Annotated in this window: 18 protein-coding genes and 1 pseudogene; 14 read left to right on the top strand and 5 right to left on the bottom strand. The window is 40.6% G+C overall.

Annotated elements, in window-relative coordinates:
• Positions 1-189: 189 nt before the first annotated feature.
• Positions 190-798: a hypothetical protein gene (locus J7W08_RS04225; RefSeq protein ID WP_233085391.1), complete on the top strand. Its 609-nt coding sequence runs from the start codon at positions 190-192 to the stop codon at positions 796-798.
• 182 nt (positions 799-980) lie between these two features.
• Here J7W08_RS04225 and J7W08_RS04220 read toward each other — a convergent pair whose 3' ends face one another.
• The 3 genes from J7W08_RS04220 to J7W08_RS04210 are packed head-to-tail and all read right to left on the bottom strand — an operon-like array spanning position 981 to position 3,981.
• Positions 981-1,736, bottom strand: a complete 756-nt coding sequence (locus J7W08_RS04220) for an ABC transporter ATP-binding protein (protein WP_233085390.1) — start codon at positions 1,734-1,736, stop codon at positions 981-983.
• On the bottom strand, positions 1,736-2,827 hold the full coding sequence (locus tag J7W08_RS04215; protein ID WP_233085389.1) for a FecCD family ABC transporter permease: 1,092 nt from the start codon (positions 2,825-2,827) through the stop codon (positions 1,736-1,738). Before J7W08_RS04215 ends, J7W08_RS04220 begins: the two co-directional genes overlap by 1 nt.
• A gap of 35 nt (positions 2,828-2,862) precedes the next feature.
• Complete coding sequence (locus J7W08_RS04210) at positions 2,863-3,981, bottom strand: iron ABC transporter substrate-binding protein (protein WP_233085388.1); 1,119 nt, start codon at positions 3,979-3,981, stop codon at positions 2,863-2,865.
• A 334-nt stretch (positions 3,982-4,315) separates the two neighbouring features.
• Between J7W08_RS04210 and J7W08_RS04205 the strand changes: the two genes are divergently transcribed.
• Positions 4,316-4,960 (top strand): MarC family protein, encoded by a 645-nt coding sequence (locus J7W08_RS04205; RefSeq protein WP_048192953.1) that lies wholly within the window; start codon positions 4,316-4,318, stop codon positions 4,958-4,960.
• Between the two features lie 17 nt (positions 4,961-4,977).
• Here J7W08_RS04205 and corA read toward each other — a convergent pair whose 3' ends face one another.
• The gene (corA, locus tag J7W08_RS04200; RefSeq protein WP_233085387.1) at positions 4,978-6,042 is read right to left on the bottom strand and encodes a magnesium/cobalt transporter CorA; all 1,065 of its coding nucleotides are present in this window, start codon (positions 6,040-6,042) and stop codon (positions 4,978-4,980) included.
• Positions 6,043-6,237: 195 nt separating this feature from the next.
• Here corA and J7W08_RS04195 point away from each other — a divergent pair, with 195 nt between their 5' ends.
• From J7W08_RS04195 to J7W08_RS04170, 6 genes and pseudogenes are all read left to right on the top strand, one after another.
• Positions 6,238-6,579, top strand: a complete 342-nt coding sequence (locus J7W08_RS04195) for a DUF2178 domain-containing protein (RefSeq protein WP_233085386.1) — start codon at positions 6,238-6,240, stop codon at positions 6,577-6,579.
• Between the two features lie 32 nt (positions 6,580-6,611).
• Positions 6,612-6,773: pseudogene (locus tag J7W08_RS04190) on the top strand (helix-turn-helix transcriptional regulator); the annotation flags it as partial.
• 230 nt (positions 6,774-7,003) lie between these two features.
• Positions 7,004-7,726, top strand: coding sequence for an ABC transporter ATP-binding protein (locus tag J7W08_RS04185; protein WP_310742509.1), 723 nt, complete (start codon positions 7,004-7,006; stop codon positions 7,724-7,726).
• Between the two features lie 38 nt (positions 7,727-7,764).
• A complete protein-coding gene (locus J7W08_RS04180) occupies positions 7,765-9,012 on the top strand; it encodes a COG1361 S-layer family protein (protein ID WP_233085385.1) in 1,248 nt (415 codons plus the stop codon).
• Positions 9,013-9,016: 4 nt separating this feature from the next.
• Entirely contained in the window at positions 9,017-10,231 is a 1,215-nt protein-coding gene (locus J7W08_RS04175; protein WP_233085384.1) for an ABC transporter permease, read from the top strand.
• Positions 10,232-10,270: 39 nt separating this feature from the next.
• A complete protein-coding gene (locus tag J7W08_RS04170; protein ID WP_233085383.1) occupies positions 10,271-11,485 on the top strand; it encodes an ABC transporter permease in 1,215 nt (404 codons plus the stop codon).
• Between the two features lie 13 nt (positions 11,486-11,498).
• On the opposite strand, the gene J7W08_RS04165 is transcribed toward J7W08_RS04170, so the two are convergent.
• Positions 11,499-11,822: a DMT family transporter gene (locus J7W08_RS04165; protein ID WP_233085382.1), complete on the bottom strand. Its 324-nt coding sequence runs from the start codon at positions 11,820-11,822 to the stop codon at positions 11,499-11,501.
• 182 nt (positions 11,823-12,004) lie between these two features.
• On the opposite strand from J7W08_RS04165, the gene J7W08_RS04160 reads away from it, so the two are divergent.
• From J7W08_RS04160 to J7W08_RS04135, 6 genes are all read left to right on the top strand, one after another.
• Positions 12,005-12,601 carry a flavodoxin family protein gene (locus J7W08_RS04160; protein WP_233085381.1) on the top strand — a complete coding sequence of 199 codons (597 nt, stop codon included), beginning with the start codon at positions 12,005-12,007 and terminating at the stop codon, positions 12,599-12,601.
• 162 nt (positions 12,602-12,763) lie between these two features.
• The gene (locus tag J7W08_RS04155; protein ID WP_233085380.1) at positions 12,764-12,889 is read left to right on the top strand and encodes a redoxin domain-containing protein; all 126 of its coding nucleotides are present in this window, start codon (positions 12,764-12,766) and stop codon (positions 12,887-12,889) included.
• A gap of 94 nt (positions 12,890-12,983) precedes the next feature.
• Complete coding sequence (gene bcp / locus J7W08_RS04150) at positions 12,984-13,466, top strand: thioredoxin-dependent thiol peroxidase (protein WP_233085379.1); 483 nt, start codon at positions 12,984-12,986, stop codon at positions 13,464-13,466.
• A 567-nt stretch (positions 13,467-14,033) separates the two neighbouring features.
• Positions 14,034-14,255, top strand: a complete 222-nt coding sequence (locus tag J7W08_RS04145; protein WP_233085378.1) for an AbrB/MazE/SpoVT family DNA-binding domain-containing protein — start codon at positions 14,034-14,036, stop codon at positions 14,253-14,255.
• A gap of 580 nt (positions 14,256-14,835) precedes the next feature.
• Positions 14,836-15,819 carry a hypothetical protein gene (locus tag J7W08_RS04140; protein WP_233085377.1) on the top strand — a complete coding sequence of 328 codons (984 nt, stop codon included), beginning with the start codon at positions 14,836-14,838 and terminating at the stop codon, positions 15,817-15,819.
• Between the two features lie 45 nt (positions 15,820-15,864).
• Entirely contained in the window at positions 15,865-16,161 is a 297-nt protein-coding gene (locus tag J7W08_RS04135) for a hypothetical protein (RefSeq protein ID WP_233085376.1), read from the top strand.
• Positions 16,162-16,226 lie beyond the last annotated feature (65 nt).

The following is a 16,226-nucleotide window of genomic DNA, read 5'->3' as shown; positions in this document are numbered from 1 at the left end:
TTCTACTAAAATATAGTGTCTTGGCCGATTCTCTTCTTTATATGGACTTACAGGTATATTTTCATCCTTATTTTCTAAATCAACAAAACAAGACTTAAATATGATTGAATTACAATACTATATATTGGTTTTTTTTAGTAAAAATACTGGTATTTCATAGGGGGTCATACCATATCATACGAAGACACAATGGACAAAGTGAGGATCAAGCTAAATTCCACAAGGGGTATCGATCAAATAGTGCTTCTTAATAATGTGGACCGAAGGAAAATAATTGAACTTGAGGGGGAGGATGAAAAGGTCAAATCAGTTCTCTTCGGTAAAAAGAACAACCTTGGTGTCAAGCAGGTTCTTGATTGTGATGTAATGATGGCTTTCATGACGAACAAGGAGTTTGGATGGCCGGCTAATAATATCAAATTGATGCATGGCGATAAGATAATAGGCGGTGATGTGACTGATCCTGTCAAACTTCAGGAGTACCAGGAACATTCAGGTTACTGTGTTTTTGGAAATATCGTTGTAGAACTTGATAAGTTAGTAAAAAAAGGGGATTCTGCTGATTCTATCTGTATGGTAGTTAATCCGAAACCATTCCCTCACATAGGCCACATCCCAGGCATTTCCGATGCTCTCATGGCTTCACCTTCCCGTTTTACGGATGAATATATAAGATCAAGGTTGCATCCTAACAGCAAAGAACAGTGCATTGGTTCTTTCCTTTTGGGATTCAATATTAAAAATCACATTTTTGGGAACTCTGCAGAGTGTACTTCTGTCAGGGGTAGTGTTTATTGATCCAAGATCGGAAAAGAAGCTGAATGGATGTAATTTTACTTCCTTTGACACATCCATTATCCTTATTTTTTGCTATATCTTTTTTCGTTTCAGCTTACGTTTATTTCATTTTTTCATTTCATTTCATTTCATTTCATTTCATTTTTCTTTTCCTTCGTTGCGTAATAAATTATTATTACACATCACTCTTCGTTTGGTACAACGATGCGGAATCCATTCAATTCTTCCACGGTTGCAGAAACACCGTATACCTGTTCAATAGTTTCAGGCACGACTATCTCATGTCCCCCATGGGCGAAAATGTTTCCATCTTTCAGAAAAATATACCTGTCCGCGAAACGGAGTGCAAGATTAATGTCATGCATTGTTATGACAGCAGACACCCTGTTATCTTTTACAACCTGTCTGACAGTACGTAGTATCTCCAGTTGTTTTTTAAGGTCAAGACTGCTGGTCGGCTCATCAAGCAATAACAGCTTTGGTTCCTGAACGAGGGCTCTTGCTATTGCAACTCTTTGAAGTTCCCCTCCACTTATTTCATTGATGTACCTGAGTGCAAGTTTTTCCAGTTCCAGCCTCATAATGATGGACTCAACGATCCGGTGATCCTTTTCTCTGATGTTCCAGCCAATATGCGGCTTCCTTCCGAGCAGGATAGCATCATAGGCAGTTAGCCTTCCGACCTCAGATCTTTGTGGAACATAACCGATCCTCTTTGCGACCTCATGTTTTTCAAGAGAAAGGACCTCTTCACCATCAACGAAAATAGTCCCTGTAGCAGGTGGATGTATGGTATTTATGCATCTGAGAAGTGTCGATTTCCCAACACCATTGGGGCCAAGGATGGCAAGGATCTCACCTGGCCTTAAGCCGAAGTGTATTTGCTCGAGTACTTTTCTGGTCTTATAGTTAAAGCCAAGCCCTTCTACATTCAACATTAGTGTTGATACCCCCTGATAAGCAAGTAAAGGAATAGCGGAGCACCCATAAAAGCGGTCAGTATAGCTACCGGAAGCTCGTGGGGTGCGAGCATAAGGCGTGCTGCAGTGTCTGCACCAAGTAACAACAGGCCACCTGTAAGGCAGGAGGCCGGCAGGAGGAATCTTTGTTCATCACCTACGAACTTGCGTGCAATATGCGGACAGACCAGCCCGACAAAACCGATCACACCCAGGAACGCCACGACAAAAGCGGTCATCAGGGATGCTACAAGCATACCCCAGAGGCGGATCTTTTCCACGTCAACACCAAGTCCTTTGGCTGTTTCATCTCCTGCATCAATGGCATTGTAGTTCCAGCGGTTGAGGATGAAATATGCCATTGAAGGAACAATGACGGCTGTCAGTATCCCGAGATCTCCCCAATCGGCTCTCCCGACGTCCCCGAAGGTCCAGAAAACTACTGCTGCAAGCTGGACATCGTCTGCAAAATACTGTAGGAACATTGTACCCGCAGTAAAAAGAGATGCCAGTGCAACCCCTGTGAGGATCATAACTTCCGGGGAAGCGTTCCTGTACCTTGCGATAGCTATCAGGATGAATGTGGCTATCATGGAGAACAAGAATGCAACCGCTGTTGTCATGTAAGGATTGTTCAGCATGACCGCATCTGCTCCTGTGCTTCGCATACTGCCGCTGCCAAGAACGATCACTGAGAATGCTGCACCGAATGCAGCAGCATGTGATATTCCCAGCGTGTATGGTGAACCAAGCGGGTTTCGGAGGATTGACTGGAGCGCTACGCCTGCAACAGATAGGCCTATACCTGAAACAATGGCTGTCAGTGCTCTTGGGAGACGTATGTTCCATATAATGGTGGAAACATTTCCAACATCGTGGCCAAGCAGTGCAGCCATTACATCCGTAAAAGAAATATTTGCAGCACCTACGGATATGGAATGGATGAGTAACAGTAACAAAAGGATTGATGAGATCATTATGAATGATATCTTCTTTCTTATGTAACCTGTATAGTCCAAAGGAAGTGTATCTTCCTTTAGATCATCCATTTTATCTGCTGTAAATTCCATTTTTCCTCCGATAGTCTCCAGGTCCCACTCACTCTTTATTGATCCAGTTCGATCTGTCCGAATCCTGCACTGAATCCGGAGCTCAGGTTTTCATAAACTGGTTCCCCAAGGAGGAATGTATAGATCTCATCTGCTTTGTCGGAAGGTTCGATATCCTGGAACCTTTCAGGGTAGATCACCTTTCCTGAATAGTAAGCAGCAGCAAGGACTGAACCATGGTTTGTAGTGTACCAGTTGTAAGGTAGTATGCCATAAACTTCGCCGCTCTTTACAGCTGTCAATGATGTATATGCGGGATCAGTTTCTAGCTCATCAACTGCTGAAGGCGTGGTCTGGTATGTTGAAAGATCAACAAAAATGATCTCGGGGTCCCATTCAATGATAGCTTCCTTTGACACATCAGCGTGCTCGGTCCCAAGTGAAGTTGCTGCATTCTTTGCGTTTATCAGCGTAAATGGCGGGTAGGACGGTTCTGTTGACTGGAATCCGTGCGGACCCCTGTATGCTATGCCACCGACATAGACTGATGTCTTTTCGTCTTCAGGGATATCCGATGTCCGGGATTCTAAGTCTTCAATTGTCATATCGAAGAACTTAATGACCTCTTCAGCTCTCTCTTCTTTCCCCATTACTTCTGCCATGGTATGTAGTGAAAAGTACATATCATTGCGGTAGACGCCGAGATCTCCATAATTAAGAGCTACCACAGGGATCCCTGTCTTTGCCTGAAGTTCATCTGCATCATTAGCTGACTGTACGTATGTCCAGAAGATCACATCCGGATCGACAGTAACGATCTTTTCGGGGTCAGTGTTTCCCCTGTATTCGCCGATCAGGGGCATGTTCTGGAATTGAGGATTAGCAATAGCATAGGGTCTTCTATTTTCATCTTTTCTCAATTCAATGTCTTCCACACCAACAACTGCATCCTGTGCACCAAGATAGCAAATATACCTTAATGCCCCTGGCCCCTGACAGACAATTCTTTCAGGACCAACAGGGACAGTTACTTTTCTGCCAAGACCATCGGTTATGGTCTGAACTTCAACATTTTCCTCTGATGACTGGCCGGAGCCTGAAAGACAACCAGCACCGATACAGGACAGCATCAGTACGAGAATAATTAGTATTCCACTATATGCTTTGAATTTCATTTTGTTAACACCACCGATATGATGTTACAAATGTTCTTCATGAACAGAACCTGAATTTTTAAGTTAAATTCCTGTTTATGGCTGCATTTATCTTTGTTTTAGGTTCTATTGGTATGATCATTTGCAACAATCAAATGCTATGTTGTATAATATTTCAGTTATTTATTATTACGAATTTTAATTTTTGTAATAATAAATAGCATACAACTTAAACTTTATGTTAATAGTGTTAACAAACAAAAAATTGTTGAGTGATGTACCATCTATCTACATTGAGCAAAAGTAGATTCCTCAATCGCATGCTTTTTAAAATACCATGGCCTTTTACTAATTAATGGACTTAATCGGATATTTTATCTATTCTTTTGTCACTTTATTTATTATTGTAAGCCCTATTACCGGAGTAATTACTTTTATAACACTAACCAATGGTCTCACTCTGAATGCAAAGAATGTGATCGCAAAGAAATCCGTTTTGTTGGCATTTGTTATTGCCATGTTCTTCATTTTAACGGGAAACATTATTCTTGATATTCTTGGGATAAGTCTTGATTCGTTGAAGGTTGCCGGTGGATTGTTACTTTTCACGATATCTTTTGATATGATGCATGCCAAGATATCAAGAGAAAGCATTACTGACAAAGAGATAGATGCATCCGCTGATCGTGAAGATCTCTGGATCTTCCCAATTGCAATGCCTATTCTAACCGGTCCTGCCACTATAACAACAGCTATAATTCTTACAGAGACCGCTGAAGTGGTCCAGGAAAAATTGCTCGTAATACTTGCAACAGTCCTGACCTATTCAATAGCCCTGGTAACATTTCTCTTTTCGAGGAGAATACACAAGAAAATGGGATACAATGGAATGCTGGTACTTACCAGACTATTCGGTCTGTTCCTGGGTGCGATCTCAGTAACTATGATCGCAAGTGGTATCTGGGGAATTTACCTTAGCATGATCGCATTGCCAACTTGATCCAGTTTTAATGTTTTTCAGATCCATTTAAGTTTTCTGAAATAAGCAAGCATTACAATAGCTACAGCTATCATTAGTGCCCAGATCACAGGATATCCCAAATGCCATTTCAGCTCTGGCATATATTCAAAGTTCATACCATATATCCCTGCAATAAAAGTGAGGGGAATAAAGATGGTGGCTATGATGGTAAGCACCTTCATGATCTCGTTCATTTTATTGCTTGCAGTCGAAAGGTAAAGGTCAAGCATCGTGGAGAGAATATCTCTATATGATTCAATTGTATCCATTACCTGAATTATGTGGTCATAGATATCTTTCAAGAAAAATGATGTTGTCTCTTTAACAAAAAATGATTCATCCCTCTGCAAACTGTTAACAACTTCTCTTAAAGGCCAGACGAATTTTCTTAAAAGAATAACTTCTTTCTTTAATCGATGGATGCTTTCGAGAGTTTTTGGTGTAGGACTATCCAAAAGTTCGTCATCTAGCGCTTCTATATTTTCACCTATTATCTCAAGCATAACAAAATAGCTGTCAACTATAGAATCCAGAAGTGCATAAGTCAGATAGTCCGGACCTTGCTTTCGGATCCGGCCCTTTGATGTTCTTATTCGATCTCTTATCGGATCGAAAGTGTCCCCCAGAATTTCCTGGAACGAAATTACAAAATTTGAGCCGAGGATAATACTGACCTGCTCAGCTATAATCTCTTCTTTTTCCTTATCATATTGTAGCATCTTCAGAACGATGTAGATATAAGAATCGAAGAACTCTACTTTTGGTCGTTGATCAGTATGGACGATGTCTTCAAGTACGAGGGGGTGGATTCCAAAGTTAGTACCTATCTTTTCGATCAGGTCTACATGATGTACTCCGTGAATATTGATCCAGGAAACGTTTTCACTATCTTTAAATGGATATGCTTCCTCGATATTTTCTGCTACCAGTTCCTGGAAATTATCCTCATTGTAATCAATAACAGTTATTTTTGGCTCTGTTAGCTGCTTTTTTCCAATATGGATCAGTGTTCCGGGAGCAACACCTACTTTTCTGGAACCCGCATGAATTATTTTACCCATAACATCTCCCGAATATCATTTATTCTTTCAGTAGTTTTTATGCCTGTTGGTCATTGAAAATTTCTATCCTGAAATTAATTCTAATTTTTTCAACTATCTGAATACTTATCAATAAAATATAGATATTAATTATTTCCAATAATTAGTTAGATATAACTCATTTAATTTTATGAATGCTTATTATGGAGTGAGAAAATGGCTGAAATAATAATGATACTAGCACCTGCAATACTAATTTTGGTGGTGTTTATCCTTTTTCTAAAGGTCTTCTGGCGCAATTACAAAGAAAGTAAAGAAGGTTTTACCCTGAAAGATGAAAGAACTATGAAAGTAGAAGGGATGGCCGGACGTGTAACGGTCATGGTAATGACATATTTCCTGCTGGGTCTTCTATACTATGCATTTCTTTCCGAGAACCTTTCTATGGGTCTACCTGTGCTTGATTCAAGCGTGTTTCTCATTATTGCATTACTTTTTAACATCCTGCTTTATGCAGGATTGCGCTGGTACTTTAACAGGAAAGTGGAATTTATATGAGAACCCGGATAAAATAATTCAGAGCAAGATATAACCTCACGCAAGCAGATCTGGCAAAATTGTTTGGTGCAAGAAGGGAGACCGTCCTTTTCATGGAAAAGGGTACTTACAATCCCTCTTTAAAGCTTGCACACAATGTTGCAAAAGCTTTGAACACAACTATTGACGAGGTTTTCATCTTCGATGACGAATAAGTGATATGTTATTCATTCTACCTTTGTTATTTATGCTGTCTCTGCCTTTCTTTTTTTGTATACTAACACTTAAATAAACATAAGCCTAATATTTCTATAGAGTTATTGTACTAATGATATACTAATATTGTAATGGCTTATTGTAATAAGCAGCCTTTGTGCATATTATTATGTTGAAATATCATTCAGGCGTGCTGGCAATCTACTTGTGATCCTTTAGAGGTGAATATTTGGAAACGATCCCAAATTCGGATATTGAAGATCCCGCTGTTGTAAAAGCTGATAATGTCTGTCGTGATTATCAGGTAGGTGAGATGACTATCCCTGTTCTTAAAAATGTGAATATGGTCGTTAAAAAAGGAGAATTTATAGCCATAATGGGTCCCTCGGGGTCGGGTAAAAGTACACTTATGAACCTGATAGGTTGTCTGGACCGTCCCACATGTGGTGCTGTGCTTCTTATGGGGAAAGATGTGAACAGTATCTCTGACAATGAACTGGCAAAACTTCGGGGTCTTGAGATTGGTTTTGTGTTCCAGAGCTTCAACCTTGTTCCAAGACTTACCGCTCTTGAGAATGTAGAACTTCCTACTTATGCCAATAGCAGGCCTGGTGTTGATAATCGAAAACATGCAAGGGAGCTTCTGGAACTGGTGGGGCTGGAAGACCGAATGAATTACCGTCCAACTGAGCTTTCAGGAGGTCAATCTCAGAGAGTTGCTGTTGCACGTGCTTTGATTAATGATCCGTCGCTTATCCTTGCTGATGAGCCTACCGGTAACCTTGATTCAAAGACCGGTAAGGAGATCATGGAGTTGTTCACGGATCTCAATAATAAAGGACGCACGATCATAATGATCACGCATGATCCGAATCTTGCAAAAAAATATGCTGACCGGGTGGTATACCTGAAAGATGGGTATGTCGAAGACCGTACTGATGTTGCTAACTGATAGAAGGATGGATTAACTGATTAAAGGTGGAGTATATTATGATGAATTATAAAAAACCAATAGGGATCCTGGTATTGTTGATGTTACTATTTGTTACTGCAGTTCCCATAATTGCTGGTGCAGCATCTTCCAGCAGTACATTAAGAGTGGACCTGTTGAGGTATGATCCTTATCCTGCGGAAATAGGTTCCTACGTAGATGTCTGGATCAAAATTGAGAACTTTGCATCAGGTACTGCTGAAGACGTTTCAATAAAGATCGAACCAGAGTATCCTTTTTCACTTGATTCAGAGAATAATGCAATCAAGAACTTTGGTAACTTGCCTCCTGAAAGGACTGCTATCCATGAGTATCGTCTTTATGTAGATGATGGCGCAAAGGCAGGTACAGGAAGTTTTGACATACTGTATCGTGCAAGTGACGAATCTTCCTGGCAAAAGACCACTTTTGATATCAAAGTAGGCTCCACCACTTTTGATAGTAAGGGTACGGTAGGACTCTCAAACGTGATCTCCTCTCCTGAGGTATTCATGCCGGGTGATGAAGGAAGTGTAAGTTTCACTTTGACAAATACTGCTCAGCAGAGTACGATCACTATTGACGATCAGATCTATGATACCTATGCTAGAGTGCAGTCAGCAACACTCATGGGTACTGATATGATAACAGTGACCAGTCAGCCGTATGAAGGAAAGGGTGTACTAGGCCCCGGGGATTTCGTGCAGGTCACCTATAACATCAAGGTTAGTGATTCGATGGATGATGGCACTTATTTCCTTGATCTGGTCATGATAGGTAACTCCCATTCTTTCAATAACAACTGGATGGTTCCGGTTGTTGTGGATTCCTCTGCTGTGAGGGTAATCCCTTCAGTGCCTCTTGTCCTGGAAAATGGCAAGGCTGACCTTGAGTTTGATGTTGCGAACATCCATCCGAATGCATTGTCCTCTGTGCTGGTAAAACTTGAAGCAGATGATGTGGAATTTCTTCCACAGGAATATTTCGTGGGATCCATGGATCCTGATGAGCTGTTTACCATTGAGATCGAAGCACAGGCAGAAGACCCTGATAAGACCGGTCCGGTGAACCTCACCATCTACACGGATTACAGGAACGGTTTGAACGAACACGAGGAGGTCATTGGATCACATGTTCTTACACTGGAACATGTGGAGGAGGACGGCAATAATACTGCACTTGCGATACTATTGATCGGTGGTATCATTGTAGCTGTTGCCTATTACATGTACAGGAAGAAAGGCCTGAGAATATCTATGGACCGCTGAAACAATGGTAAATCTCTCACAGGCAACGAAGATCGCACTTGGTAGCATACGTAGTGCTAAGGTACGCTCTGCTTTGACCACTCTTGGTATTGTCATAGGCGTAGCTGCTGTTATTGTGAACATTTCGCTTGGTGTGGGATTCAGCCAGAGCTTTGAAGATAACATTGGAGCTGTGGGCTCTAATTTTATTGTTGTTTTTACTCAAAAGAACAATGTCTTCCATGATAACCAGCTTGAGGTTGTAAAGAACACAGCAGGTGTCGAGGCGGTATCGCCTGTTAATGGACAAATAGGTACTCTCACGTATCAATCTTCAAGCAGGAGTGCCTCAATAAATGGTGTTAGTTCCGAATATGAGGAAGTCGGGAACATTTTGATGGAAAAAGGTCAGTTCCTTACTGACCAGGACCAGTACGTTGCTGTGATAGGTTCGGATATAGCATATGATAAATTTGAAAGGAATCTTTCTGTAAAGAACTCCATCAACATTTCAATTAACAGGATAGATGGTACTGTAAGCACCCGCAAGTTCACGGTGAAAGGTATCGTTCAGGATCCGGATGCTACATATATTGCTCCGGAGGTCGATCCAAGGTTCAGGGTATTTATTCCTCTGGATGTTATGCAGGAGATGCAGGGTGTAAATGATATCGGTGGCTTTTTCATAAAAGCTGAGAGCCTTGAGACCCTTGAAGCTACTACTGATGAGGTTGACGAGAACCTTGCAAGGTCCGTTGGTGTTCCAAGTCGTGATATTGATAATGAGGACGCAAAACCCTATGTGATCTTCAGCCAGCAGGAGATCCTTGAGCAGTTAAACCAGATCTCCAATGCACTCACCTCGATCCTGACAGCGATCGCATTGATAGCCCTTCTTGTTGGTTCTATCGGTATTACCAACATCATGCTCGTGACAGTTACCGAAAGGACAAAAGAGATAGGTATCCTCAAGTCCCTTGGATATACCTACAGGGATATTCTGACGATCTTTGTTGTGGAATCGGCTATTATTGGTTTCTTAGGCGGTATCTTTGGTGTTATCCTCGGAGTTATAGGCTCTTACATTGTGAACCAGTACCTTGATGTACCGTTCATCTTCCCGATATCCCTTGTTTTCCTGGGATTTGGTATCGCACTCTTTGTAGGTGTCATATCAGGAGTATATCCTGCTAATAAAGCAGCTAGAATGGACCCTGGGGAGTCGTTGAGATATGAATGATGGTACGTGTAATGTTATGAATGAAAGAGGTGTTACCGGATGCTGAAATTCTCACAGGCTCTGCATCTGTCCATTGGCAGTATCAGCAGCTACAAGCTGCGGTCTGCACTTACAACTCTTGGTATTATCATAGGAATAGCTGCTGTTGTTGCAAATGTATCTCTTGGTGCCAGCTTCAACCAGTTCTTCGTTGATGAGCTTGGCTCCCAGGGGTCGAATTTCATTGTTATTTACAGTGAGGATATTAATCTCTTCTATGACAATCAGCTTGATGTAATAAAGAACACTCCAAAGGTCGAAGGAGTGTCACCTATCCGACAGCAATTGGCGGGTGTTACATATATCAGTACTCTCCGGCAGGTTGATATTCAGGGGACTTCGGCCGATTATGAACAGATCGGCAACATACAGCTGGAGGTTGGTAATTTCTTCTCGGAGCAGGATAAGTATGCTGCTGTGCTGGGTTCGGATGTTGCATACGAGAAGTTTGATCAGAAGGTCTCCTATCGTAATTCCATTGATATCGAGTTCATACGCAGGGATGGTACACCTGTATCTCGCAGCTTCAAGGTGATTGGTATTATTGATAGTCCTGATACTACTTTTATCCAGAGCGGGGCTGAATCTGATGTAAGGATATTCATACCGATAGACACGATGAACGAGATGCTGGGAATTGAGGACTATGGGGGATTCTCGATAACAGTTGAGGATGCTGAATCAGTGCGTCCTGTTTCTGATGAGATCGATAAGAAGATCGCCAGAAGCCTTGGAGTTTCTGAAAGGGAACTTGATAATGAGGACGTAAAGCCTTATAGCATTTTTAACCAGGCTGATATTCTTGATCAGCTTGATGAGCTCTCAGCCGGTCTGACATCCCTCTTTATCTCGGTTGCTCTGATCTCACTGATAGTCGGTTCTATCGGTATCATGAATATCATGCTTGTGACAGTTACCGAAAGGACAAAAGAGATAGGGCTTTTGAAATCGCTTGGTTATACTAGATCAAATATTCTCTACCTGTTCATTACAGAGTCAATAATACTCGGTTTGATCGGTGGTATCCTGGGAACGATACTGGGCTTTGTTGGTTCTTACGCTGCAGTAAGTTTCCTTAACCTGCCTTACATCTTCCCGACATATCTCCTAGTTCTTGGTGTTGGTATAGCCGTAGTTGTTGGTCTGATCGCAGGTGTCTATCCTGCAAATAAAGCTTCAAAGCTCGATCCTGTGGATTCCTTAAGAAAGAGCTGATCCTTTTATCTTTTTAGTTTATCCCACTGCTTAAGTTGAGTCCGATGACTCCAATGACGATAAGGGCAATGGAACCGACTTTAAGGGCAGTCAGTGTTTCATCAAAATAGAAGATACCGATCGCAGTAATGCTCAGTGTACCGATACCTGACCAGATCGCATATGCAAGGCTGACCTCAAGTCTTTTGAGGGCCAGTGTGAAAAGAGTGAAGCTTACTCCATAGAATACAAAGATCATTATCGAAGGAAGTGTTTTGGTAAAACCTTCTGATAGTTTCATGCAGGTGGTTCCCATGACTTCGAAAAGTATGGCTGCAAAAAGAAATACGTAGCTCATTGATGTATTCACCCTTACCTGGCAGATAGTTCCTTCTTAGCAAGAGGGATTGTATTGCTTTTAAAGCTGATCGTAGTTCTATGACAAAAAGATACTTTTATCATTCCAGTTAAATTTAGTATCACTTGATCGATTATTTTCGTTATATTCATTAAAGTTAATCTAAAGAACGGAACTACAATATGAACAATGTTAAGATTCTTGGAGTCGGAGGAAGCCCTCGTAAAAATGGGAATACTGATATTCTGCTTGATAGTTTTTTGAAAGGAGCAGAATCCGAAGGAGCTGAAACAAAGAAGCTCCATCTAAGGGATTATTCTATCGAATCCTGCATTGGATGTGAGGCCTGCAGGAAAGCCGGTACTTGCACGCAGTTCCATGATGGTATGAACTTGCTCTATCCGGAAATTGAAGCTGCAGATGGCCTTATCCTTGGTTCTCCCACTTATAATTACAACATAACTGCCCCCATGAAAGCCTTCATTGATCGTCTCTATCCATTCTACGATTTTGCTGAAGAACGTCCGGGACCCTACTCGAGCAAACTTGGAGATCAGGGAAGAAAAGCACTTGTCTTTACCGTCTGCGAGCAGGTCAAAGCCGAAGAAATGGGATTTACGCTTGAGGCCCTTGGAATGCCTCTTGAAGCACTGGGTTATGAGGTACTGGAAAAATTCCTGTCTACCGGCTGCTTCAGGAAGGGTGCTGTCTCAAAGGATGAAGATATTCTGGAGAAAGCCTTTGAATCTGGTAAAAAGATGGCATTGGCTCTTCGATAAGTTACTGAACTGAGGTTGCATTATCTGCTGTTTTAATTCTTTTTATCATTATGGCCATACGTGTTGATAGAAGAAAGTATCATCCGATAGTTATGCCCATCATGTTCACTTCTTAGATGGGTTTTTGTATCTGTATGCTCAATATAATTGTGAGGTACTAAAATGGCTAAAACATCACTTACTGCAGGCGAAAAAGCCCCAAACCTTTGTCTACCGGATCCTGAAGGCAACGACGTATCTTTGGAGGACCTTAAAGGAAAATGGGTAGTTCTTTATTTCTATCCCTAATATATGCTAGAGGTTTGTATTTCTTTCATAATTATAGGTTCATATCATACAATATATTAATTCATATCCTTTAATAAAAAGGAGAGGTAGTAAAATGGCAAAAACATCAATTTCTGCAGGTGAAAAGGCTCCGAATCTCTGTCTTCCAGATGCAGAAGGTAACAATGTATCATTAGAGGATCTGAAGGGAAAATGGGTCGTTCTCTATTTTTATCCACGGGATAACACGTCCGGCTGTAGCATTGAGGCCATGGAATTTACAAAGCTTAAGAGCGATTTCGAGAAAGAAGGTGCATTCATACTTGGTGTCAGTAAGGACAGCCAGAAATCACACCAGAAGTTCATTGAGAAGAAAGAACTTGGGATCACTCTTCTTTCAGACGAGAGCACTGAGTTGCAACAAAGCTATGATGTGTGGCACCAAAAGAAGATGGCAGGCAAGGAATACATGGGCACCGTCAGGACGACCTTCCTCATCGATCCTGAAGGGAACGTTGCGAAGGTATGGGATAAGGTCAAGGCCAAAGGGCATGCAATGGAAGTACTTGAGGAACTGAGGAGAATCAAGGGAGAATAATTTGTTCTCCATTCTTCTTTTTTTACTTTTTATTTTGTGCCCCTGAAGATTTTTGATCGATTTTGACGAACTTGAATTTGCAATCTGTCTGTAAACCATCTCATAGGGGTTGAACCACCTACTCACCACTAACCTAATGACCTTCAATGGTACATCAACCACCTACCATAGACTCACATAAGTTTAATGGTTAACCACTCCTTACCATGTACCTAATGGCTTATGTTGAAAACCATGCCGCACAATGATGAAAAAGAATACTATTAATTCTTATTTTGCAAAATTGTTACAAAAATAGGAAACACAATCAATCGGTACTGTTGTATATTGTTCACGATTATGGGAGAAAAATTAATTTTTACTTTTTTATACCTTTAAAATCACTTCGTTCCCTATAATAGATAGGCTTCCCCACATTTTATTACAATCATTTGTATGGGAACAAAATATTTTATTGATGACACTGCATGATTGTCCTTTTATGAGCGCATAGAAACCATTAAAAAGGTCTGTGAGAACAGAAATATGTCAACTCAGTTGACAAGGAAAGTACAACAGGAGAAAACCATGTTGAAAAATATAAGAAAGGTAAGTGGTGCCCAAATGGGCGTCTTAAGAATCTGCCTTCCACCTGCCCTAGCAGCAAATGTCGGGATTAATCCGGGTGGAAAAGTATCGATCACTATAGAAAAAGGAAAATTGGTTGTTTCTCCAATTCCCGACCCTCGACCAAAAGTTTCGGGAATTGGAACCCGCAAGAACAAATTGATTAACCCCAAAAGGAGATAACAAGATGATTCTCACAAAAAGAACACTCATTTTTTGCTATTTAAAGAGTTCCCTCCTTAACTTCGAAGAGGCGGTTTGGAATGCCCAATATTTCTGAAATGGATCTCAAGTCCTATTCCGATTTCCTCGTGAAAACGCAATCCGAACAGCTGGATCGATGGGAATGTCATGGAGATACTTTGTATCGTGCCCTTGCGAAATTAGTTCGTGAGATAGCTCAAGCTCAATCAGTAGAAACATAACCAGACGCCTAACTGCAAAATTAGAACAAATACAATTAATTGAAAATTTATAATAATGAGGCTATAATATGACATATCTTAAATTACAGAATGCCACACGTGGCTTTTACAGTAGAAGTCGAATAACTACGAGTATCCAGACCACTTTATCTTCATTTGAACAAACAAAGAATGAACAATTTGTTATAGATCATCAGAAGCTCGAAGCTTTGGAATCGTCCATCAAGAACGCTGATGATTCCACAGATGAAACAGACGATATCATTCCAGACACTGATATCGAGTCTATTTTGAAATTTTGTTTATTTGAAAGTACGGATTAGGCATGAGGTTATTCTATGACTAAATTTAATAGGTCTGAACTTGAAAGGAATCATTCAGATTACAATAAAGTGGCTTCAGATGATGAAACCACTTTTTTGTTCTCCTGCCTCTATTATATGTTCAATATTTTAATTGACCCTAAAGAGTTAGGAACCCTCATACTTAGCAACGAAGGAGTGTCCCGGAATAAATGGAAGGATCTTGACCTACGCATACCTGACCTTTCCAAAATCTTACCTGCCGACCATTTCATAAATGTCTATACCAGATGGGTAAAGGGCTTGACAGATGCTTACTACGAATACAATGTGTGCAGTGCATTGTGGCTTCTGGCAGCTTGGAACAATGGCAAAATAATTCTTAAGACGAAACAAGTGACAATCAAAGCCAATATTTTTGTCCAAATTCTTGGAAAGTCGACAACAAGCCGCAAAAGTACAGCTGCCAAGAAATGCAGGGAAATATACGAAAGAGTCACAGACACGAAGCTTACTGATGATGCACAGTCAGTTGATGGACTAATAGAATCATTAGCACTAAATTCACACCAAAATTTAGTTTCCGATGAATCCTCTGGTTTGATGGCTAAATATCATAAAAAGTACAATGAGGGTATATTTGACGAATTGTGTAAATTTTATGATGGGCTGGGTACAAAGAAAACATTATCTGGTAACAAAACAGGTGGTCCGACCGAATTTACTGTTAATGACCCCTACATTAACTCGTATTATGCAACAACAACGAGAAGATATTGTGATGTCATGAATATCATGGATTTTGAATGTGGGTATGGCTATAGAACCCTGTTCGCTGCACCCACTTATCAAAAACCATATGTGGATATTGACATGGAGAGTAATGAAGATGTTGACAATCAGGCAGCTGTAATTAAGCATGGAAATGCCATTTATCAAATCTTCAATAAATTAGAAACTACCGCAATGACATTTGATGATGATGCACTGATATTTTATCAAGACACAATACGAGAATAGCAAACGGAAGCCGACAAATTTGAGAACGATATTTACAACTCAGCATTGGGAAGGGCAAGTGATTATGTCCTAAAGATTTCAATGCTCATTGAAATAGGGAAAAAACCAATTTCTTACACCATAACAAAAGGATCAATTGAAGTCGCAATCAATTTGGTTGGTACTTACTTTTTGCCTTCCTGTATTTACGTAATTGAAAGGCTCGAAGAGGATGAAAAATTCAATCAAATCGAGAAGGTTCTGAAAAAATTAAGAGACAAGGGTGGTTCTTGTGGTCATTCCGACCTTTTGAGAGCTGTGAAATCAAAAGTAAGGATTTTACAGAAGTCATCGAAACATTAATTGAATCAGAGACTATCAAAAAGTATGTTTCCGAAGAAACAGGTGCCCGAAGCTATCTTCTAATC

The organism is Methanococcoides orientis (assembly GCF_021184045.1).
Taxonomy (GTDB): Archaea; Halobacteriota; Methanosarcinia; order Methanosarcinales; family Methanosarcinaceae; genus Methanococcoides; species Methanococcoides orientis.
This window is presented reverse-complemented; position numbering and strand designations above follow the sequence as displayed.